Source organism: Streptomyces sp. LZ34, from assembly GCF_053890475.1.
Window position 1 is genome coordinate 11,381,394 of the sequence record NZ_CM132680.1, and the last position, 21,103, is coordinate 11,402,496.

The window sequence follows — 21,103 nt, forward strand, 5'->3', positions numbered from 1 at the left end:
GCAGCACCGGGGGGCGACGCCCTTAGAGCAGCGTCGGCTGAAGGACACCTTCGTGGGTGAGGAGCTGGACTTTGCGCTCGACGCCTCCGGCGTACCCGCGCATGGTGCCGTCCGCGCCGATCACACGGTGGCAGGGGCGCACCAGCAGCAGAGGGTTCGCGCCGATCGCCGTGCCCAGGGCCTGGACCCGCTCGCGCGGCAGGCCGAGCCCCTCGGCGAGCTTGCCGTACGTGGTCGAGGTGCCGAAGGGGATCTCCTCGACCGCGTGCCACACACGACGCTGGAAGTCGGTGCCACTGGGGGTGAACTCGATGTCGAAATGGGTGAGTTCGCCCGTGAAGTACGCCCGGACCTGGCGGGCGACGTCCGCGAAGCGCTCCGGGTGGTGGCGCCAGCCGGGCCGGATGGCCGGGGCGTTCTTCTGGCCGGGCATGGACAGCGAGGTCAGGGTGGTCCCGGTCGCGGTTTCCTCGCCCACCAGGAGCAGCTCGCCCAGTGGGCTGGTGATCGTCGTGTAGGTGGTCATCGTCGCCTCCTTCTCGTCCGCAATGCATTCCACGTTCAACCATGCGGGGTTATCGGCCCGGATTCTGGCGGGATTCGGACGTCGCGCTGCGCGGGTGCGGTCGTGTCGCGGTGCGGGCAGGGGATCAGCGGGCGTTGTGGAAGATGATGCCGAGGGTGTTGCGGTGTCCGGTCTCGACGGCGTTGGTGCCGTGGCGCATCGGGTGGCGGCGGAAGCCGTTCTTGCCGCGGACCGGGCGGTGGCGCACCGGGAAGATCATTCCCTGGCCGAGCCGGGGCTTGACGACGATCGCCCGGGACTGGGACCGGGGCCGTTGTTCGACGAAGACGTTCTCGCCGCCGGTGAAGTCCTCGCCGGGCTGGTTGAGCATGATGGCGATCTGTAGCGGGAAGACGATGTCGCCGTAGATGTCCTGGTGCAGGCAGGCGTAGTCGCCGGGGCCGTAGCGCAGGAGCAGCGGGGTTGAGCGATGCTGTCCGTTGTCCGCACACTCGGCCAGCAGCTCTTCCAGCGCGGTGGGGAAGGTGCGCTCGTCCAACTGCGGCGCCCACCGGTTGGCCATCCACGCCATCGGCGGATACAGCCGCTCCCGCAGGGTCTGGATCAGCGGGACGGTGGCCGGGTCGGCGTAGTACTTGTAGGTGCCGCGGCCGAACTGGTACCGCTGCATGACGACGGTGGAGCGGAACAGGCCGGGCTCGTCGAACGTGTCGATGATCTCCTGACACTGAGCGCGCGAGAGGAGTGGCGCGGTGACCGCCACGCCCTCCTCGTTCAACTGCCCGTACAGCTCGTCCCAGTTGAGCTCGCTGAGCACCGCAAGGCCCGCGGTGGGAAGGACGCGCGGTGCCGCACCGTCCGATTCGGCGGGGGAGAAGAGGGTGTCGGTGGCGGCAGTGGGCTGGTTCATGAAGGGTCTTTCCTGGGCCGGCGGGGGTGGGCGGGGCGGTCACCGCCGGATTGCGGCATCGCCTCGCTGCGGGCCACCTCTGGTTCGCATCCCAGCATCGCGTCTGTCCCGACCGGATGCTGGCGGCATTCGGACGTCACGTTCCCGGGGTGACGGGTGCACTCACACGGCAGTGGACACGTGGCGAGCCAACTCGGTGGCCAGGCGTCGCATGACCGTGCGGTTGGCACGCCGCATCATGGTCCGAACGACAGGGGCCAGCAGCCGGTCGGCGAGAGGAGCGCGTACCCAGGTGTACGTGAACGAGATGTTGCTCCCCCCGGTTCGTAGCGGTTCGATGGCGTAGGTGCCATGGGCCAGGCGTCGGCCGGCCGCGCTGACGTTGCGTTCGACGATGCGCCGCGGCGCGTCGGCCTCGACGACCTGGATGGTGACGTCGGTCTTCGTGCCGCCCAGCGTCGCGGTGACCATGGCGCACGATCCGATGCCGCGGCCGGGGCCGCTGTGGCGCCAGTCGGTCAGGTAGTGGTTGGTGAATCGCTCGTGGTGAGCCATGACATCGAGGAAGTCGTAGACCTGCTCGGGCGTCTGCGGTACGTCGATCGACACGGTGACAGACTTCATGTACCACACGGTACATGCCCCATGTACCAATTGGTACACTCGCGATGTGGTGAATACGAGCGGCTCGCATCCCGAGGGCGAGGCGGGGCAGGACACGGACGGGGACCGGCGCACACAGCTGGTGGACGCGGCTGTCGACCACGTCGCGGCGCACGGCATCGCGGACCTGAGCCTGCGCCGCCTGGGCGCCGCGATCGGTGTCAGTCACCGCATGCTGATCCACTACTTCGGATCCAAGGAACAGCTGCTCATCGAGATCGTCCGGACATCGGAGCGGCGCCAGCGCGATCTGCTGTCTCGGCTCCGCCTGGAGCCCGGCCTCTCGCCCGCCGATGTCGCCCGGCTGCTGTGGCAGCAGCTGACGGATCCTCGGCTGGCCGGTCAGGAGCGGCTCTTCTTCGAAATCTGCGGGCAGGCGCTGCGGGGCCGCCCCGAGGCCGTCCCGGTCCTCGAAGGGCTCGTGACGGACTGGCTGGAGCCGCTCGTGGCCGCCGAGGTCGGCGCAGGGGCGGACCCTGCCATGGCCCGGAACCGCGCCAGGCTGGGACTTGCCACCGTCCGCGGTCTGCTGCTCGACCTGCTCGCCACCGGTGACCGCGCCGGCGTCGACGCGGCGATGGAGGAGTTCCTCCGGCTGTACTACGGCTCGGAGTGACGGAGTCGCCGCCGACACCCTGCGCCGTCGGCGGCCGCCCGGACCGGCGCGGCACGGCCCGTACACGCGGACGGCGAGCGTATGACATTCACCCGGGGCCGGGTGGTGGTGGCCGAGTCGCGCCGTGCCGGGTGGTTTGAGTGGCTGGAGGGCTGGGCGCGCAGCGGGCGGCGGAGTCCCGCGGGGTCTAAAGGGAATCGCCCTTGCTTACGCTGTGGACCAGCGCATCGACCCGGCTCAGGACCTGGTCGATGATGTGGAGCCCCTCGCGGGCCTCGGATTCGGTGATGGTGCACGGTGGCACGAGGTGGATGCGGTTCGAGTTGGTGAACGGCAGCAGCCCGAGCTCCTTCGCGGTGCGGACGGCCTCGGCCATCACCGGGCTGCTGCCCCCGGTCGGCGCGACAGGCCGGCGGGTGTGCCGGTCGGTGACGAGCTCGATGGCCCAGAAGACGCCGCGTCCGCGGACCTCGCCCACGCTGGGGTGTTGTCCGGCGAGCCGGACGAGTTCGGGGCCGATCACGTCGGTGCCGATGCGGCGGGCGTTGTCGACGATGCCGTCGCGCTCCATGACGGTGATCGCGGCGACGGCCGCCGCACACGCCAGGGGGTGCCCGGAGTAGGTGAGCCCGCCGGGGTAGGGACGGTGTGCGAAGTGTTCGGCGATCCGGTCCGAGATGACGACACCGCCCAGCGGGACGTACCCGGAGTTGACGCCCTTGGCGAAGGTCAGCAGGTCGGGGGCCACGTCTTCGTCGTCGCAGACGAACCACGCGCCGGTGCGGCCGAAGCCGGTCATCACCTCGTCGACGATGAACATGATGCCGTACCGGTCGCACAGCTCCCTCACGCCCGCGAGATAGCCCGGCGGGGGCAGCATGATGCCGGCCGTCCCGGGGATGGCCTCCAGCAGGATCGCGGCGATGGTCTGCGGCCCCTCGAGCTCGATGACCTGCTCGAGGTGTGCGAGCGCCCGCCGGCACTCCTCCTCTTCGGTCGTCGCGTCGAAGTGGCTGCGATACAGGTACGGGCCGAAGAAGTGGACCACGCCGGAGGTCCCTTCGTCGTTGGGCCAGCGGCGCGGGTCCCCGGTCAGGTTGATCGCGGTCTGCGTTCCGCCGTGGTACGAGCGGTAGCGGCTCAGTACCTTGGGCCGGCCGGTGGTCAGCCGCGCCATGCGCACGGCGTGTTCGTTGGCGTCGGCACCGCCGTTGGTGAAGAACACCCGGTTCAGATCGCCGGGGGCCCGTTCGCAGATCAGGCGGGCCGCCTCGGAGCGCTGGTCGTTGGCGTGCTGCGGGGCGACGGTGGCCAGGGTGCGGGCCTGGTGGGCGATCGCTTCCACCACATAGGGGTGCTGGTGGCCGATGTTGGTGTTCACCAGCTGGGAGGAGAAGTCGAGCAGCCGGTTGCCCTCGCCGTCCCAGATGTAGGAACCCTCGGCGCGGGTGATGACCATGGGGGTGAGTTCGGCCTGGGCGGACCAGGAGTGGAAGACATGGCGGCGGTCGAGCTCGTAGGTCCGGGCGACGGCCTGCGTGCCCCGCTCGGGGTGGACGAGAGTCATGGCGGGCGTCTCCTTCAGGTGGTCTGCGGGAAGCCGAGGTTGAGGCCGCCCTGGCTGGGGCCGCGCCAGCGGGTGGTGACGACCTTGCCGCGGGTGAAGAAGTGCACGCCCTCGGTGCCGTGCGCGTGGGTGTCCCCGAACAGGGAGCTCTTCCAGCCGCCGAAGCTGTAGTAGGCCATCGGCACGGGAATCGGCACGTTGATGCCGACCATGCCGACCTCGACCTCGCTGTGGAAGCGGCGCGCGGCCCCGCCGTCGTTGGTGAAGATCGCCGTGCCGTTGCCGTACGGGTTCGAGTTGACCAGCTCCAGGGCCTTGTCGTACGAGTCGACCCGCAGGATGGACAGGACCGGTCCGAAGATCTCGTCGGTGTAGCAGCTCATACCGGTGGTGACGTGATCGACCAGGGTCGGGCCGAGCCAGAAACCGTCCTGGCCGCCGTCGGCCACCACCTGCCGTCCGTCCACGACGATGGCCGCGCCCTCCCGCTCGGCCCCGTCGACGTAGGAGGCGACCCGGTCGCGGTGCGCGGCCGTCACCAGCGGCCCCATGTCACAGTCCCGGGTGCCGTCGCCGGTCTTGACGCGCCGGGTGCGCTCGGCGATCTTCGCGACCAGCTCGTCGGCGATGTCGCCGACCGCCACGACGGCGGAGATGGCCATGCAACGCTCCCCGGCCGACCCGAACCCGGCGTTGACCATGGCATCGGCAGCGAGGTCCAGGTCGGCGTCGGGCAGGACGACGGCGTGGTTCTTCGCCCCGCCCAGAGCCTGGACCCGCTTCCCCTTGGCGGTTCCCGCGGCGTACACGTACTCGGCGACCGGGGTGGAGCCCACGAAGCTGATGGCCTTGACGGCCCGGTGGGACAGCAACTCGTCGACCGCGACCTTGTCACCCTGTAGCACGTTGAACACACCGGGAGGCAGTCCGGCCTCGGCCCACAGCTCGGCCAGCCACAGGGCGGCCGAGGGATCCTTCTCGCTCGGCTTGAGCACCACGGTGTTGCCGGCCGCGATGGCTACGGGGAAGAACCACATGGGCACCATGGCGGGGAAGTTGAAGGGCGAGATGATGCCGACCACCCCGAGCGGCTGCCGGATCGAGGTCACGTCCACCCCGGTCGAGGCGTTCTCGCTGAACCCGCCCTTGAGCAGGTGCGGGATGCCGCAGGCGAACTCCACGACCTCCTGGCCGCGGGTGACCTCGCCCAGCGCGTCGGACAGGACCTTGCCGTGCTCGCTGGTGATGATCTCGGCGAGCTCGCCCTTGCGCTCGTTGAGCAGCTCACGGAACCGGAACATGATCGCGGTGCGCTTGGCCAGCGAGGTGTCGCGCCAGGTGGGGAAGGCGGCCGCGGCCGCCTCGATCACCGCACGTGAGTCCTCCACATGGGCCAGGGCCACCTCGCGCGTCACCGCACCGGTCGCGGGATTGGTCACCGCGACGGTACGGCCGCTCGTGCCGGGGAAGGCCTTGTTGTTGACCCAATGGCCAATGCGTGACAGATCACTGGTCGCCACTGATTCCTCGCCCTCGCTTGATCATTCATGACGCTGCGGGCCCGGCGCCGGGGAAGGGCCGTCGGCCGGCTTGCTGTGAGGCTGCCAGAACCTGGACCGACAGACTGTAAAAAAGTCCGGTCAGTTTTTTACACTTCGTGAATGCAGCTGACGATCCAGGAAGTCCTCGCACTCCCGGTCATGGCCGCGGGCCGGCCGCGCGCCATCGGCGGCCGGGACCACCTCGACCGCCCGGTCCGCTGGGTCCACATCAGCGACCTCACCGACCTCACCGATCTGCTCGAGGGCGGCGAACTCGTCCTGACCACCGGTCTGCCCCTGTCCGGCGGTGCCCGCCAGGCATCCGCCTACCTGACCATGCTGGCCGAGCAGGACGTGGCGGGGCTCGTCATCGAGCTGGGCACCCACCTCAAGACGGCGCCCGACTACCTGGGGACCCTGGCCGACTCGGTCCGTCTCCCCGTGGTGGTCCTGACCGCCAAGATCCGCTTCATCGAGGTCACCCAGCAGGTGCACCGGCTGATCGTGGCGGACCAGTACGACGAGGTGGAATTCGCCCGGACCACCCACGAGGTCTTCACCTCGCTCAACATCGCCCGCGCCTCCACCACGGACATCGTGACACGCGCGGCACAGACCCTGGGCGCGCCCCTCGTACTGGAAGATCTCAGCCGACATGTGCTGGCCTTCTGTGCCGCGGACACCCCGACGGCCCAACTGCTGGACCAGTGGGCCGAACGATCACGTCTCCACGACTCCGCGAGTGCCCCCACCAGCGGGTCGGCCTGGTCGGTCGTCCCGGTGGGCGTCGGCTCGGAACGATGGGGCCGGCTCGTCCTGCCCACACAGACACCGAACGCATCTCGCGCCCGCATGGTCCTCGAACGCGCCGCGCAGTCCCTTCAGTTGCACCGGATGATCCAGCAGGAGCGCGATGCCCTCGTCGTCCACGCGCTCGGCGGCCTCCTGGACGACTTGCTCAACGGCCGGATCAACGACGGTACGGAGGCCCTGGCACGGGCGAGCGCCCTCGGCCTCACCCCGAGCACCCGATACGTGCCGCTTTCCGTACGGGTTCCCGGGCGGCCCGACACCGACGCACTGACCCAGGGCGAAGTCGACCGCCGTCTCCTGACCGCCGTACGTCGGGCGGTTGCCGCAGCCGGTCAGAGCGCGATCGTCTCCATCCGCCGGGCCGGAACCGTCTCGGCGATCATGTCGTGTCCCCCCAGGGACGCCGACAGCGCGCTCAACACCGTGTGCGGCGGTCTGCGCGAGCGGCTGACCGGACGGAGCGGCATGGACGGCTGGGTCGCCGGCACCGCACCCGCCTCCCCGAGCCTCATCGCGGCAGCCCAGGGCATCACCGAAGCGGAACACGTGGCCGACGTGGGTCTGACCATGCCGGAGACCAACCGCCTCTACCGCTCAACTGACGTACGTCTGCGGGGCCTTGTCGCCCTCCTTCGCAATGACCACCGCGTACAGGCATTCGCCGAGACCGAACTGGGCCGCCTCCTCGACCACGACGCCCGCACAGGCGACAACCTCTTGGCTCTGCTGCGCACCCACCTCGACTGCGCAGGCTCCAAGACGCACACCGCTCGCCTGACCGGCCTGAGCCGCCCCACCCTCTACAGCCGTCTGCGGACCATCGAACGCGTCCTTGACGTCTCACTGGAGTCCGCCGAGTCACGTACCTCGCTCCACACTGCCCTCATGATCATCGACGCTCGCTGACCTTTGGGCAGCCGTTCTTCGAGCGGCAGAGGTTCAGGTCTCCTCGTCATCCACGAGCGCGAGCAGCGGCCCCTGCTCGTTCTCGGGGACGTAGCCGGCGTAGTAGTCGTAGAGTGTCCGCCGCGAGATGCGTGCTGCCGCCAGGCCGTCCCGTACCCGGATCGCCTCGAGCACCTCCTGGTGGTGGCGGAGCGACTTCCGCATGAGCGCCGTGCTGTTGCGCGCATGGGCGACCTTGTCCGAGATCAGCGAGAGGACAGCGCCCCGGACCACCTGGTTGCAGACCTCGATGAGGGAGTTGCGGCTGGCCACGGCCACCGCCTCGTGGAATGCCACGTCTGCCTTGCTGAACTCCTCGTACCCCGCCTCGATCGCGTCCGACATGACGGCAAGCGTCCGTTCCATGGCGGACAGCTCCTCCTCGGACCGCAGCCGAGCCGCCAGCAAGCTCGCCGACCCGTCGAGGATCATGCGGAACGAGATCAACTCGGCCATCGACATGTTGTCGAACTGGACGAGCCGGGTCATCTCCTTGGTCAGGCCGGCCGGCGTGAACGGCAGGATCTCCGGGCCGTTCGGGTCACCCGGGCGCGAGCGGACGAGGCCGTTGCTCTCCAGTACGCGCAAGGCCTCCCGCACGGTGGGCCGGCTCGCCCCGAACTGCGTCACCAGCTCCCGCTCGCTCGGCAGACGTTGCCCGGGCTTCAGGTCGCCTCGCGCTATCGCTTGCTCGATCTGCTCGACGATGCGCTGGTAGAGCCGTACCGGTGAGACCTGCCGGAACTGTGCCCCGTCACTCACGGCTTCTCCCCTTCGAGCGTGGTCGATGTTGTCTTCTCCCCGGTGGGCGCCCCGGGGACGCTGTCCGGCCAGTGCGGGACCGCCTCGGCAGGCCGGTTCCGTTCGTACCACGCAGCCGCCCTCAGGACACCGAGATCGTCGAAACGGCGGCCCGCGATCTGTACCCCGATGGGCCGGCGGTCCGCCGTAAAGCCGCAGTTGACGGTCGCCGCGGGCTGGCCCGACATGTTGTACGGCGCGGTGAAGCCGATGTGGTGCATGGTCTTCGCGTCCCCCGCGAACGGCATCGGCCGCTCAGCGGGAAACGCCGCCACCGGAGCTACCGGCGAGAGCACCAGATCGTACGGGGCCGTCGCCGCCACGGTCCGCGCCTGGATGCGCATGATCTGCTGGTAGCACTGGAGCACCCTCGTGCCCGGCACGTCCGCGCCGCCCCGACACCATTGGACGATGTGAGGGTGGACGCGCAGCGCGGCCTCGGGCGCCAGTTCGCGGAAGTCGTTCCAGGACCGCACCCGCCAGAACAGATCCAGGTCGTCCAGGAGATCTTGGCTCATGAACGGCTCCACCGGCTCCACGACGGCTCCCGCCGCCTCGAAGACCGCGGCGGCACGGTTCACCGCGGCGAGGATCTCGGCGTCGCACGGCTCCCCGCAGCCGGCGTCCAGGTGCACCCCCACCCGCAGTCCGCGTGCCTCGCCGTCCAGCGCCGACCAGTCGATGTCCTGCGGCGGCAGGCTCGACCAATCCCGAGGATCCGGTCGGCTCAGGACCCGCATGAACAGGGCCGCGTCCGCCACGGTGCGGGTCATGGGGCCGGCGGCGCGCCCCAGGTACGGGGCGTCCAGCGGGATCCTCCCGTAGCTGGGCTTGAGCGTGGCGAGGCCCAGCCAGGTGCCCGGCAGCCGGATCGATCCCCCGATGTCGGTGCCGACGTGGAGCGGACCGTATCCCCCGGCGGCCGCGGCCCCCGCACCGGAGCTGGAGCCGCCCGTGGTCCAGGCGGCGTTCCAGGGGCTGCGCGAAATGCCGTGCCGGCTGGAGACGCCCGAGGAGAGCATGCCCCAGTCCGGCATCACGGTCGACCCGAGTATCACCCCACCGGATTCGACGACCCGCGCGGTGATGGGCGCGTCCGCCTCGGGGACGACCGGCTCGACCCCCGCGTTGCCCGAGGGCATGGGGACGCCCCTGCGGGCGACGTTCTCCTTCAGCGTCACGGGCACGCCGTCGATGGGCCCGAGCGGTTCCCCCGCCGCCCATCGGGCCTCGCTGGCCAGGGCTGCCTTGCGGGACTCGTCCGGATCCCGCACCCAGAACGCGTTGAGCACACTCTCGCGCGCCTCGATCACCGCCTGGACGGCGTCGTGGACCTGCACGGGCGACAGCGTGCGGTCAGCGAATCCGGCCACCATCTCGACGGCCGGCATGGTGGCCAGGCCCTGTTCGGTGAGCACTTGCACTCTCCCTATCCCCCAGCTACCGCTGGGCGGCGCCCCCTCGCGACGTCCGTCGCATTTGAACCCTTGACAAGCACAGCCTCAGTCGTCACGGTACCTGGCAAGTGAGCTTACTGGTCAGGCCAGTGAGAGGGGAAGGTGGCGTTGATGACGAGGGAGACCAAGGTCGTGCGGCTCGCCGTCATACCGGGTGACGGAATCGGCCCCGAGGTCGTCGCGGCAACGGTGCCCGTGCTCCGGGCCGCGCTGGAGGCCGACGGCCACCGGCTCGAGATGACCTCGTTCGACTGGGGAGGCGAGCGGTTCCTCCGGCAGGGCGCGGCGATGCCGGCCGATGCGGCCGACCTCGTCAAGAAGACGGACGCCGTGTTGTTCGGCGCCGTCGGACGCCCCGATGTGCCGGATCACGAACTGGTCTGGGGCCTGATCATCGGCCTGCGGCAACAGCTCGACCTCGCCGTGAACATCCGCCCGGTGCGCGCGTTCCCCGGCGTCCCCACCAAGGTGCGCGACACCGATGGCGTGGACCTGGTCATCGTCCGCGAGAACACCGAGGGCGAGTACGTCGGCGCCGGCGGGGTGGCGCACGCCGGCAGCGGACACGATCTCGGTATCGAGATCGCGGTGCACTCACGTCGCGTCATCGAGCGGGCAGCGCACCATGCCTTCGCCCTGGCCGGCCGGCGGTCGGGGCGGCTGTGCCTGGTGACCAAGTCCAACGCGATGCGATACGGCTATCCGCTGTGGGACCGGGTGGTGCGCGAGGTCGGCGAGCAGTACCCGGCGGTCCGGCTGGAAACCGTGCTGGTCGACGCCATGGCCGCCCGTATGATCCAGGCTCCGCGCTCCCTCGACGTCCTGCTCACCAGCAACCTGTTCGGCGACATCCTGTCCGACCTCGCCGCGGTGCTCGCCGGCGGTATGGGCATGGCGCCCAGTGCCAACGTCCTTCCGGGCGCCAATGTGCCGGGTGTCTACGAACCCGTCCACGGCTCCGCACCCGACATCGCCGGGAAGGGCGTGGCGAATCCGGTGGCATGCATGCTCTCCGGGGCGCTGCTGCTCGACGACCTCGGACACACCGGCGTGGCTCGCCGCATCCGTGACGCGGTGGCGGGCACCTTGCGAGATGCCAGGCACCACACGGCCGACCTCGGCGGAAACGCCACCACAGCGGATGTGTCATCCGCTGTCCTGCACACCATGGAAAGCCAGGGGTAGAACCTATGAGAGACAACAAGCAGCTGACGCGACACACCGGGGTGGTCGCGGCCACGCTCGCATCCCTACTGCTGGCAGCCTGCTCGGCCGGGTCCACGGCAGACGGAGGTGGCACCGGCAAGTCCGGGAAGACCGACGACGCCCTGAAGATCGGCCTCAACGCCGAGCCGGCCAACCTCGACATCACCAAGACCGCGGGCGCCGCCATTCCCCAGGCACTGCTCTACAACGTCTACGAGAACCTGGTGAAGCTGGACCAGTCCGGGAAGGTACAGCCCCAACTGGCCAAGTCGTGGAGCCTGTCCAAGGACCGTAAGACGTACACGTTCCAGTTGGTGAAGGACGCCAAGTTCAGCAGTGGCGCACCGTTCACCGCCGAGGACGCGAAGTTCTCCATCGAACACGTCAAGTCCGACTGGACGATCGCGCAGAAGGCCCAGATGGACGTCGTCGACACGGTGCAGGCGGTGTCACCGACCGAACTCAAGGTCACCCTGAAGGAGCCGAGCAACGACTGGCTGTACCGGATGGCCACCCGCGTCGGCGTGATGTTCAGCCGGACCGGTGTGGGCAAGCTGGCCACCGAGCCGGTGGGCACCGGCCCGTACGTGGTGAAGAAGTGGAACCGCGGCGACTCGATCACGCTGGCCCGCCGTGATGGCTACTGGGGGCGCGAACCGCACTTCGCGTCGGTCACCCTCAAGTACTTCAAGGACCCGACGGCCATGAACAACGCGCTGCTCACGGGCACCATCAACGTGATCGGCACGATGCAGACCCCGGATTCTCTGGACCGGTTCGAGAACAACTCGAAGTACAAGGTCATCGAGGGCACGACCAACGGCGAGGTGGTCCTCTCCTTCAACAACGGCTCGGGCCCGCTGAAGAACCTGAAGGCCCGCCAGGCCGTCCGCTACGCCATCGACCACAAGGCCCTGATGGACACCTGCTGGGCAGGCCGCGGCAAGCTCATCGGCAGCATGGTCCCGCCGACCGACCCGTGGTACCAGGACCTCACGAACCAGTATCCGTACGACCGCGACAAGGCGAAGAAGCTTCTCAAGGAGTCCGGTGAAGCCGGCCGTACGCTGCGGCTGCGGATTCCGACGCTGCCCTATGCCACCGCGTGCGGCACCGTGGTCAAGAGCCAGCTCGAACAGGCCGGGTTCAAGGTCAAGCTCGATCAGCTGGAGTTCCCCGCCGCCTGGCTGAGCACCGTGTTCAAGAACGCCGACTACGACATGTCCATCATCGGACATCTGGAACCCCGCGATATGCAGACGGTGTTCGGGGACAAGAGCTACTACACCCACTACGACAACCCTGAATTCCGCGCGTTGCTGAAGAAGGCGGACCAGGGCACCCAGGAGGAGCAGATCACCGCCATGCGCGAGGCCGCCCGGCTGCTGTCCAAGGACGCCGCGGCCGACTGGCTGTTCCTGCTGCCGAACCTGATGGTGGCGGACAAGGACATCACCGGCCTGCCCGTGGACTACGTATCCGAGTCGCTGGATCTCACCGGCCTGGGCCGGTCATGAAAGGCGGACTCAACCGATGATCGTCCGTCTGGTGCAGCGGATCGGGATCCTCCTGGCCAGCCTTGTCGTGAGCTCCGTATTGGTGTTCGCGTTCATGGCGGTGCTGCCAGGGGATCCGGCCCGCGTCGCCCTTGGTGTCAGCGCGTCGGACACGGCGGTGGCGCAACTGCGCGAGCAGTTCGGGCTCGACCGGCCGCTCGTGGTCCAGTACTTCAGCTGGGTCAAGGGACTGGTGACCTTCGACCCGGGGAACTCGTATATCTCACAGACGGCGATCGGCCCGCAGATCGCCGACCGCCTCCAGGTCACCCTGTGGCTCGTCGGTGTCGGGATGGCGCTCGCCTGCGTCCTGGCGATCCCCATGGGCACGCTCATGGCGGTGCGGCACCGCAAGCCGTCCGGGCTCATTCTCTCGGCCCTGTCCCAGGTCGGCGTGGCCGTCCCGGCCTTCCTCGCGGGCATCCTCCTGATCACCGTGTTCGCGGTGGGGCTCGGGTGGCTGCCGGCGAACGGCTGGACACCCCCGGCGCAGGATCCGGTCATGTTCCTCAAGCAGTTGGTGCTGCCCGCGCTGTCCCTCGGACTGGTGCAGGGGGCCATGCTCACCCGCTATGTCCGCAGCGCCGTGCTCGATGTCCTCCGGGAGGACTATCTGCGCACCGCTCGTGCCAAAGGACTCCGCCCGACGCGGGCGCTGCTGCGGCACGGCCTGCGGAACGCGGCGGTGCCCGTGGTCACCGTCCTGGCGTTGCATCTCGCCACGCTTCTGGTGGGCGCCGTCGTCATTGAACGGGTCTTTGTCATCCCCGGGCTCGGGAGCCTGCTGCTGGACAGCGTCTCCAACCGGGACCTCATCATGGTGCAGGACGTGGTCATGATCATCGCAATGGCGGTGCTGCTGGTGAACTTCCTGGTGGACATCATCTATCTGGTGATCGACCCGCGGCTCAGGGTGGGTGCGTCATGAGTGCTCCGGACACCAAGTCCGCTCCGGACACCAAGGCTGCCGCGTCCGCGGTGCCCGACGTCCGTCGTCGGCGCCGCCCGGTGACGGGCAGCCTGCTGGTGGGCGGTCTCATCGTCGCGGTCGTGTTCGGCCTGGCGCTGCTGTCCTTCGTATGGACGCCGCACGACCCGACCCTGGTGAACGCCTCGGCGCGGCTGGAGAAGCCGTCGCTGGAGTACTGGTTCGGCACGGACAAATTCGGCCGTGATGTGTTCAGCCAGATCCTGGTGGGCTCGCGCACCACGCTGTTCGTCGGCTTCGTGGCGGTGGGGGTCGCCGCCCTGGTCGGGGTGCCCCTCGGCATCGCCGCCGGAATGGCGCCCCGCTGGCTCGGCGAGCTGCTGATGCGCGCCAACGACCTGCTTCTCGCCTTCCCGGCGCTGCTGCTGGCCATCATGTTCGCCGCCGTGTACGGCGCCAGCACGCTGGTCGCGATGGTCGCCATCGGCATCGCGTCCATCCCCAATTTCGCCCGGCTGATCCGCGGCGGCACGCTGCAGGTCATGAAGACCGAGTACGTCACCGCCGCGCGCGCGGCGGGCCGCGGCCCGTTCGCGATCGCAGTGCGGCATGTTCTGCCCAACGTCAGCAGTCTCGTCATCGTGCAGGCGTCGGTCGGCTTCGCCATCGCCGTACTCGCCGAAGCCGCACTGTCCTTCCTGGGCTTCGGCACCCCGCCCCCCACCCCGTCCTGGGGCCGGATGCTGCAGGAAAGCCAGGAGATGCTGTCGTCCGCCCCCCGGCTCGCCGTGTTCCCGGGCATCGCGATCGCGGTGGCGGTGCTCGGATTCAACCTGCTCGGTGACGGCCTGCGCGACCGTTTCGACCCCAAGCTGGAGGACCGCCGATGACCGCGGCACCCGACACGGCACCGGCCAATACGTCATCGGGGGTGGGCTCCCCAGACCCCGGCCCCGATGACGTATTGGCCGTGCGGAACCTCGACGTAACGGTGGGCGGCCGCAAGCTCGTCGAAGATGTCGACTTCACCATCCGGGCCGGCGAGCGGGTCGGCCTGATCGGCGAGTCGGGGTCGGGGAAGTCGCTGACCGCGCTGAGCGTCATGGGCCTGCTCCCCGAAGGGCTCCGGGCCACGGGTTCGGTGCGGCTCGCCGGAGTCGACCACGACTTGGTCGGCGCCGACGAGGCGCGGATGTCCCGGGTGCGGGGCAAGGAGATCGCCATGGTCTTCCAGGAGCCCATGACCGCTCTGAACCCCACGATGAGGATCGGGCGGCAGATCGCCGAGGTGCTGCTGATCCACCGGACCAGGCCCGACCGGGCCTCCGCGCGAGCCGCCGCCGTGGAACTGCTCGCCCAGGTGGGGCTCCCCGACCCCGCGGCCGCCGCGCAGGCCTATCCGCACCAGTTCTCCGGAGGCCAGCGGCAGCGGGTGGTGCTGGCCATCGCCCTCGCGAACGACCCCGCGCTCCTGGTCTGCGACGAACCCACCACCGCGCTTGACGTCACGGTGCAGGCGCGGGTGCTCGACCTGATCGTGCGAGGTGTCCAGGACCGCAGGTCGGCCATGCTGTTCATCACCCACGACCTGGCCGTGGTGGCCACCGCCTGCGAGCGGGTCATGGTCATGTACGGCGGGCGGCTGGTCGAGTCCGGACCGGTCCAGGAGGTGTTCACCCGCCCTCGGCATCGCTACACCCAGGGCCTGATCGGCGCATCGGACCTGACCGTGGTGGACGACCGCGGCCGACTGGCCACGATCCCCGGATCGGTGCCGCCGGCGGGCCAGTTCCCCGCCGGATGTGTCTTCAGAAACAGATGCGCCCACGCGACCGAGGTGTGCGCCACCAGGCCGGAATGGGTCCCGACCGGGCCGGACTCCGGCTACGCCTGCTTCCACCCGGCATCCGAGAGCGGCGCACCCGCGACCGGCACGCCCATGAACCAGGAGGCCGACCGTGGCTGAGCAGCCGACCAGCGCCCCCGGATCGCAGAAGGGCTCCGCGGACGCCATCAGCGTCCGCGATGTCACACGCGTCTACCATCGGCCTCGTACCTCGCTGCGCCGCCCCAGCCCGCCGGTGCACGCCCTGCGCGGCGTCAGCTTCGCCGTCCCCCAGGGGCAACGGTTCGGCATCGTGGGCGAGTCGGGGTGCGGCAAGTCGACCCTGCTGCGGATTCTGGCCGGGCTCGACCGCCCCACCGGCGGCAGCGTCGCGATCGACGGCCGGGACATCACCGGGCTCAGGGAAAGACAGCTCGGGTTCGTCCGCGAACGGCTTCAACTCGTGTTCCAGGACCCGATGAGTTCGCTGGACCCCCGTATGCGTGTCGGTGACATCGTGGCCGAGCCGCTTGTCGCGCAGGGACACCCGAACCGCCGGGAGCGGGTGGCCGAGTTGCTCGAGGCCGTCGGCCTGCGGGCCGACGCGGCGGACCGGTATCCGCACCAGTTCTCCGGCGGCCAGCGGCAGCGCATCTCGATCGCGCGCGCCCTCGCCCCCCGCCCGAAGATCATCGTGGCCGACGAGCCGGTGAGCGCCCTGGATGTGTCCGTACGGGCCCAAGTGCTCAACCTCATCGCCGACCTCGTCGAGGAGCTGTCCCTCACGCTGGTCTTCGTCTCCCACGACCTGTCTGTGGTCCGCCATGTGTGCGACCGGGTCGCGGTCATGAACGGCGGACAGATCGTGGAGACCGGGCCCACGGAGCAGGTGTACGAGGAGCCGCAACATTCCTACACACGCAGGCTGATCGCCGCCGTACCGACTCTGGGCAAGGCACTGTCCGGAGTGTCGGCGGCCGACCTCAACCGGGAGTACTGACCGTGACTACCCATGTCGAACCCGCCAGCGGCGACAGCCCCGTGGGGAGGGAGTTTCACCAGTTCCCGACGGGGCTACCCATCGGCGAGACCTGGTTGGCGGCCCCCGCCGCCGAGGACGTCCGCTTTCCCTACGACGGGACGCTCGTCGCCCGGGCGCCGGTCGGGGACGCCGGCCTCGCACGCCACGCGGTGGACGCGGCCGTCGCGGTCCGCGAGCGGGTCGGCCGACTCCCCTCGCACACGCGCAGGGCGGCGCTGCTCGCCACGCACGAGGCGGTCGCGTCCCGACGCGCGGACTTCGAGCGGCTCCTGGTCCTGGAGACCGGCAAGCCGCTGGTCGACTGCCGTGTCGAGGTGGATCGCACGCTGCTGACCCTGCTGACGGCGGCCGAGGAAGTGGCCCGGCTGCACGGGGAGACGGTGCCGCTGGACCTGCTGCCGTCGGGGGAGGGGCTGCTGGGCTTCTGGACCCGTAAGCCGATCGGCGTGGTGGTGGGCATCGCGGGCTTCAACTACCCGCTGCTGCTCGCCACGCACAAGATCGCGCCATCGCTGGCCGCCGGCTGCCCGGTCGTCGTCAAGCCCGCCCCGCAGACGCCGCTGGCCACCCTGTGGCTGGTGCACCTGCTCCGCGAGGCCCTTCGCGCCGCCGGTGCGCCGCAGGCCGCGGTACAGCTGGTGACCGGGGGCCCCGAAGTGGGCGTCGCGCTGACCACCGACCGCCGGATCGGGGCGGTGTCCTTCACCGGTTCCGCCGCCGTGGGCCACCAGATCGCCCGGGACGCGGCACCGACCAAGGTGTTGCTCGAACTCGGCTCCAACGCCGCCTTGGTGGTGGCCGCTGACGCCGACCTCGACGCCGCCGCCGATGCGGTGGTGCGCGGCGGATACTACGCGTCGGGCCAGGCGTGCATCAGCGTGCAGCGGGTCATCGTGGTGGACGCCGTGCGGGAGGAGTTCGTGGCCCGCTTGACGGAGCGGGTGGCCCAGGTGGTCGTGGGCGATCCCCGCGGTCCGGCGACGAGAGTCTCGGCACTCATCGACGAGCGGTCGACCAAGCGGGTGTGTGCGTGGCTGGAAGAGGCGGTGGAGGCGGGGGCGTCGCTGGTGGCCGGAGGCAGGGTCATCGACGGGGTGATCGAGCCCGTCGTGCTGCTCGACGTGGACCGCGCCCTCGCCGTCTGGGACGAGGAAGTCTTCGGCCCCGTGGTCGCGGTACGGTCCGTCCCCGATCTGGAGACGGCCTTCGACCTGGTCAACGACTCGCGCTACGGACTGCACGCGAGCGTCTACACCAGCGCCCTCGACACGGCGTTCGCCGCGCTCGACCGCCTGGAGGTGGGCGGAGTGGTCGTCAACGAGGTTCCCGGCTTCCGCTCCGACGTCATGCCGTACGGCGGCGTGAAGGACTCCGGGGCCGGACGGGAGGGCCCGAGGTTCGCCATCGAAGAGCTCACCGTGACCCGTATGGCAGTGATCCGTCCGACAACAACGAAGCCGTGAGGACCATGCAAGCAAAAGACCGCACCGATGCGGTGGAGGAGTACTCCCGCCTGTTCAGGCTCGACGGCCGCAAGGCTGTCGTGGTGGGCGCGGGCAGCGGAATAGGCCGCGAGAGCGCCCTGGCCCTCGCCGCGCACGGCGCCACGGTGGTGTGCGCCGACCGTGACCTGACGGCGGCCACGGCGTCGGCGTCGATGGGGCCGGGTCTTTCGGCGTACGCCCTCGACGTGCTCGACAGCGAGGCGGTCGTGCGGGCCGCCGAGGAGCTCGGACCCGTCGACGTGCTCGTCTTCACCGCGGCGACGAACGTGCGCAAGCGCCTGCTCGATTACACGGGGGAGGAATTCGAGCGGGTCGTGGCGCTCAATCTGCGCGCATCCTTCGACCTGGTGCGGGCGTTCGGCCGTGGCATGGCCGAACGCGGCAGGGGAAGCATCATTGGTTTCAGCTCGATTCGCGCGGTTGCCGTCGAGCCGGGACAGGGGGTGTACGCGGCCACGAAGGCGGGCCTCGTCCAGCTGGCGCGGACCGCGGCAGCCGAACTGGGCCCGTCGGGCGTGCGGGTGAACACCATCGCCCCGGGCATCGTGGACACACCGCTGACCACGCAGATCAGGGCTGTGCCGGAATGGTCGGAGGCCTATGCGACCAAGAGCGCGCTGGGGCGCTGGTCACGGCCCGACGAGCTGGCCGGCGCCGTCGTCTACCTCGCCTCGGACGCGTCATCCTTCGTCACGGGGAGCCAGCTTTTCGTGGATGGTGGCTGGACAGCGATCGACGGACGCTATACACCGCCCAACTGACCGGACCGAACAAGGTCGAAGGCCGCCTCCGCCCGTCGGCGGAGGCGGCCTTCGACCCGCGAAGGTGCAAGTGAGCGGGGACGAGTCAGTCGATTCGCTCGAAGGGAATCCCGCTTTCTTCGTCCGGCGCGACCGTGAAGACGACCTTCTCGAACTTTCCGGTGAACGCGAATTCGCCGTCGTAGTTGGGTGAGGAGGGCGACAGCGTGTCCCGGCCGATGTCGAGGCCCTGCCATCCCAGGAAGTGCGGGAGGACCCGCGGAATGGCCTCGGTGCCGGCCGGCCTTCCTGACACGTACAGGTTTCCCATGCCCTGCATGTCACCGGTCTTGACGAATTCGAAGGTCAGCTCCGCCGGGCCGATCGGGAGTTCTTCCGACGAGGTCACCGCGTACCGGGTGCCGAGGAAGTTGTACTCGTAGACCAGCCGGTTGTCCTTGACGTACAGGACGTATCCGCTGCTGATATTGCCCAGGGACACCAGGACACCCTCGTCCGACGCGGCGGCCCGGTCGACGAACGCGGTGATGCGGTGCCCGCGGTTCATCACCGGTGGCACCGCGGCGACGGGCAGATGGGCCATGCCGGGGTAGTAGGTGAAGGTCGTACGCCTGCGCGGAGAGCCGGGACGCGGAATCTTCGCCCGGTAGGCGAATCCGTTGTCGTCCAGCGGCAGCACATCGTATTTTCCTGCTTCCACCCAGAAGCGGGAGATCATCTTCTGCAATTTCTCGGGCTGCGCCTGCGCCAGGTCGTTGCATTCCGAGAAGTCGGTGTCGTGGTGGTAGAGCTCCCATTGGTCCGCGTCGAACGACGTTCCGCGCTGGTGGTAGGCGACGGCCTTCCAGCCGTCGTGCCAGATCGCGCGGTGCCCGAACATCTCGAAGTACTGGGCGTCTTTGCGTGTCGGCGCGGTCGGCGAGTCGAAGGTGTAGGCCATGCTGACACCGTGAATCGGCAGTTGCGGGATGCCGTTGTAGACCGAGGGAGCCTGTAGACCGAGCAGTTCGAAAAGGGTCGGGACGATGTCCGTGACATGGTGGAACTGCTGCCTGATCTCACCGGTGCGTGGTAGCCCCCGAGGCCACTGCACGATGAGCGGGCAGCGGACGCCGCCTTCGTGGGTGTTCTGCTTGTAGCGCTTGAACGGAGTGTTTCCCGCCTGTGCCCAGCCCCAGGGGTAGTTGGCATGAGCGCGTGTGGTGCCGATCTCATCGATCCGCGCCACCATCTCCTCGAAGTCCTCGGCGATGCCGTTCTGGAACGCGGTGGGGTTGAGTGAACCCTTCTGCCCGCCTTCCTGGCTGGCCCCGTTGTCCGAGAGCAGGATGGTGATGGTGTTCTCCATCTGGCCTATCTGCTCCAGGAACTCCGTGAGCCGGCCGATCTGGTGGTCGGTGTGGTCGACCATCGCCGCGTAGGCCTCCTGGAGGCGTACGGACAGCTTCTTCTCGTCGTCCGACAGCTCGTCGAAGGGAACGACCCCGGGGTTGTGCGGCGCCAGTTGGGTGCCGGGCGGCAGGATGCCCCGTTCGATCTGGCGGGCGTGGCGGGTGGCGCGCTCGGCGTCCCAGCCGTGGTCGAACCGGCCCCGGTACTTCTCCAGGTAATCCTGGGGAGCCTGGTGCGGGGCGTGCGCTGCGCCGAACGCCAGATACAGGAAGAAGGGCTTGTCCGGAGTGACCGAAGTCTGGTCCCGGACGAACTCGATCGACCGGTCGACCAGGTCCTCACTGAGGTGGTAGCCCTCTTCCGGGCTCTTCGGCGGAGCCACGGCGTGGTTGTCGTAGAACAGTTCCGGATAGAAGCTGTCCGTCTCGGCCTCGAGGAACCCGTAGTAGCGCTCGAACCCGCGAGACAGCGGCCACTGGGTGTACGGCCCGGACGCGGTGGTCTGCTCCATCGGCGCCAGGTGCCACTTGCCCACGGCCATGGTGTTGAAGCCGCTGTCGCGCAGCACCTCAGGCAGTGTCGAGGCGGCCGTGGTGATCCGTCCGCGACCGCTGGGGAAGCCGGTGTCGAAGTTGGACAGCATGCGCATGCCGACGGAGTGGTGGTTCCGGCCGGTCAGCAGGCAGGCACGGGTCGGCGAACACAGCGTGGTGGTGTGGAAGTTCGCGTAGCGAAGGCCGTCGGTGGCGAGGGCGTCCATGGCCGGGGTGTCGATGTCCGAGCCGAAGCAGCCGAGGTCGGAGAAGCCGACATCGTCGAGCACGATGACCACGACATTGGGCGTGTCCTCGGGAAGCGTCTGCTGGTCGGGCCACCACGGAGTCGACTCCGCGTAGGTCGTGCCGATCCTGCCTTGGAAGGTACCGCTCGCGGACGGCGGATGCGGAGACGCGTTGGTCATCCAGGACGCTCCTTTGCATGGACATTCGAACGTGCGCTGTGCCGACAGCGGAGTCCGCACCCATCACATCTGCTGGGCGGCGCGCCGG

18 protein-coding genes are annotated in these 21,103 nt (G+C 69.2%); 10 read left to right on the plus strand and 8 right to left on the minus strand.

All coding sequences use genetic code 11. The features are described from left to right. Positions 1–22 precede the first annotated feature (22 nt). The 3 genes from ACWY4P_RS49220 to ACWY4P_RS49230 all read right to left on the minus strand — a co-directional run bounded on the left by ACWY4P_RS49220 (position 23) and on the right by ACWY4P_RS49230 (position 2,060). Positions 23–526: a methylated-DNA--[protein]-cysteine S-methyltransferase gene (locus tag ACWY4P_RS49220; RefSeq protein WP_456207301.1), complete on the minus strand. Its 504-nt coding sequence runs from the start codon at positions 524–526 to the stop codon at positions 23–25. 124 nt (positions 527–650) lie between these two features. Continuing rightward, the gene (locus ACWY4P_RS49225; protein ID WP_456207302.1) at positions 651–1,436 is read right to left on the minus strand and encodes a 2OG-Fe(II) oxygenase; all 786 of its coding nucleotides are present in this window, start codon (positions 1,434–1,436) and stop codon (positions 651–653) included. Between the two features lie 162 nt (positions 1,437–1,598). Further along, complete coding sequence (locus ACWY4P_RS49230) at positions 1,599–2,060, minus strand: SRPBCC family protein (RefSeq protein WP_456207303.1); 462 nt, start codon at positions 2,058–2,060, stop codon at positions 1,599–1,601. 46 nt (positions 2,061–2,106) lie between these two features. On the opposite strand from ACWY4P_RS49230, the gene ACWY4P_RS49235 reads away from it, so the two are divergent. Beyond that, the gene (locus tag ACWY4P_RS49235; protein ID WP_456207304.1) at positions 2,107–2,715 is read left to right on the plus strand and encodes a TetR/AcrR family transcriptional regulator; all 609 of its coding nucleotides are present in this window, start codon (positions 2,107–2,109) and stop codon (positions 2,713–2,715) included. Positions 2,716–2,902: 187 nt separating this feature from the next. Here the strand turns inward: ACWY4P_RS49235 and ACWY4P_RS49240 are convergent, their stop codons facing one another. Then, entirely contained in the window at positions 2,903–4,282 is a 1,380-nt protein-coding gene (locus ACWY4P_RS49240) for an aminotransferase class III-fold pyridoxal phosphate-dependent enzyme (protein WP_456207305.1), read from the minus strand. Between the two features lie 14 nt (positions 4,283–4,296). Continuing rightward, positions 4,297–5,802, minus strand: coding sequence for a CoA-acylating methylmalonate-semialdehyde dehydrogenase (locus ACWY4P_RS49245; RefSeq protein WP_456207306.1), 1,506 nt, complete (start codon positions 5,800–5,802; stop codon positions 4,297–4,299). Positions 5,803–5,943: 141 nt separating this feature from the next. On the opposite strand from ACWY4P_RS49245, the gene ACWY4P_RS49250 reads away from it, so the two are divergent. After that, positions 5,944–7,542: a PucR family transcriptional regulator gene (locus tag ACWY4P_RS49250; RefSeq protein WP_456207307.1), complete on the plus strand. Its 1,599-nt coding sequence runs from the start codon at positions 5,944–5,946 to the stop codon at positions 7,540–7,542. 33 nt (positions 7,543–7,575) lie between these two features. Here the strand turns inward: ACWY4P_RS49250 and ACWY4P_RS49255 are convergent, their stop codons facing one another. Together ACWY4P_RS49255 and ACWY4P_RS49260 are read right to left on the minus strand one after the other, a co-directional pair. Further along, on the minus strand, positions 7,576–8,343 hold the full coding sequence (locus ACWY4P_RS49255) for a FadR/GntR family transcriptional regulator (RefSeq protein WP_456207308.1): 768 nt from the start codon (positions 8,341–8,343) through the stop codon (positions 7,576–7,578). Next, complete coding sequence (locus ACWY4P_RS49260) at positions 8,340–9,800, minus strand: amidase (RefSeq protein ID WP_456207309.1); 1,461 nt, start codon at positions 9,798–9,800, stop codon at positions 8,340–8,342. Before ACWY4P_RS49260 ends, ACWY4P_RS49255 begins: the two co-directional genes overlap by 4 nt. Positions 9,801–9,950: 150 nt before the next feature. Between ACWY4P_RS49260 and ACWY4P_RS49265 the strand changes: the two genes are divergently transcribed. The 8 genes from ACWY4P_RS49265 to ACWY4P_RS49300 are packed head-to-tail and all read left to right on the plus strand — an operon-like array spanning position 9,951 to position 18,662. After that, positions 9,951–11,024, plus strand: a complete 1,074-nt coding sequence (locus ACWY4P_RS49265) for an isocitrate/isopropylmalate dehydrogenase family protein (protein ID WP_456207310.1) — start codon at positions 9,951–9,953, stop codon at positions 11,022–11,024. Positions 11,025–11,029: 5 nt separating this feature from the next. Next, a complete protein-coding gene (locus tag ACWY4P_RS49270) occupies positions 11,030–12,562 on the plus strand; it encodes an ABC transporter substrate-binding protein (RefSeq protein WP_456207311.1) in 1,533 nt (510 codons plus the stop codon). Positions 12,563–12,578: 16 nt separating this feature from the next. Beyond that, entirely contained in the window at positions 12,579–13,529 is a 951-nt protein-coding gene (locus ACWY4P_RS49275) for an ABC transporter permease (RefSeq protein WP_456207312.1), read from the plus strand. Next, entirely contained in the window at positions 13,526–14,419 is an 894-nt protein-coding gene (locus ACWY4P_RS49280; protein ID WP_456207313.1) for an ABC transporter permease, read from the plus strand. The genes ACWY4P_RS49275 and ACWY4P_RS49280 overlap by 4 nt, the downstream gene beginning before the upstream one ends. After that, positions 14,416–15,495: an ABC transporter ATP-binding protein gene (locus ACWY4P_RS49285; RefSeq protein WP_456207314.1), complete on the plus strand. Its 1,080-nt coding sequence runs from the start codon at positions 14,416–14,418 to the stop codon at positions 15,493–15,495. Before ACWY4P_RS49280 ends, ACWY4P_RS49285 begins: the two co-directional genes overlap by 4 nt. Beyond that, the gene (locus ACWY4P_RS49290) at positions 15,488–16,354 is read left to right on the plus strand and encodes an ATP-binding cassette domain-containing protein (RefSeq protein ID WP_456207315.1); all 867 of its coding nucleotides are present in this window, start codon (positions 15,488–15,490) and stop codon (positions 16,352–16,354) included. Before ACWY4P_RS49285 ends, ACWY4P_RS49290 begins: the two co-directional genes overlap by 8 nt. Before the next feature lie 2 nt (positions 16,355–16,356). Next, positions 16,357–17,859: an aldehyde dehydrogenase family protein gene (locus ACWY4P_RS49295; protein ID WP_456207316.1), complete on the plus strand. Its 1,503-nt coding sequence runs from the start codon at positions 16,357–16,359 to the stop codon at positions 17,857–17,859. Positions 17,860–17,864: 5 nt separating this feature from the next. Further along, a complete protein-coding gene (locus tag ACWY4P_RS49300; RefSeq protein WP_456213312.1) occupies positions 17,865–18,662 on the plus strand; it encodes an SDR family NAD(P)-dependent oxidoreductase in 798 nt (265 codons plus the stop codon). Positions 18,663–18,747: 85 nt separating this feature from the next. Here ACWY4P_RS49300 and ACWY4P_RS49305 read toward each other — a convergent pair whose 3' ends face one another. Further along, on the minus strand, positions 18,748–21,015 hold the full coding sequence (locus tag ACWY4P_RS49305) for an arylsulfatase (RefSeq protein WP_456207317.1): 2,268 nt from the start codon (positions 21,013–21,015) through the stop codon (positions 18,748–18,750). Between the last annotated feature and the right edge of the window lie 88 nt (positions 21,016–21,103).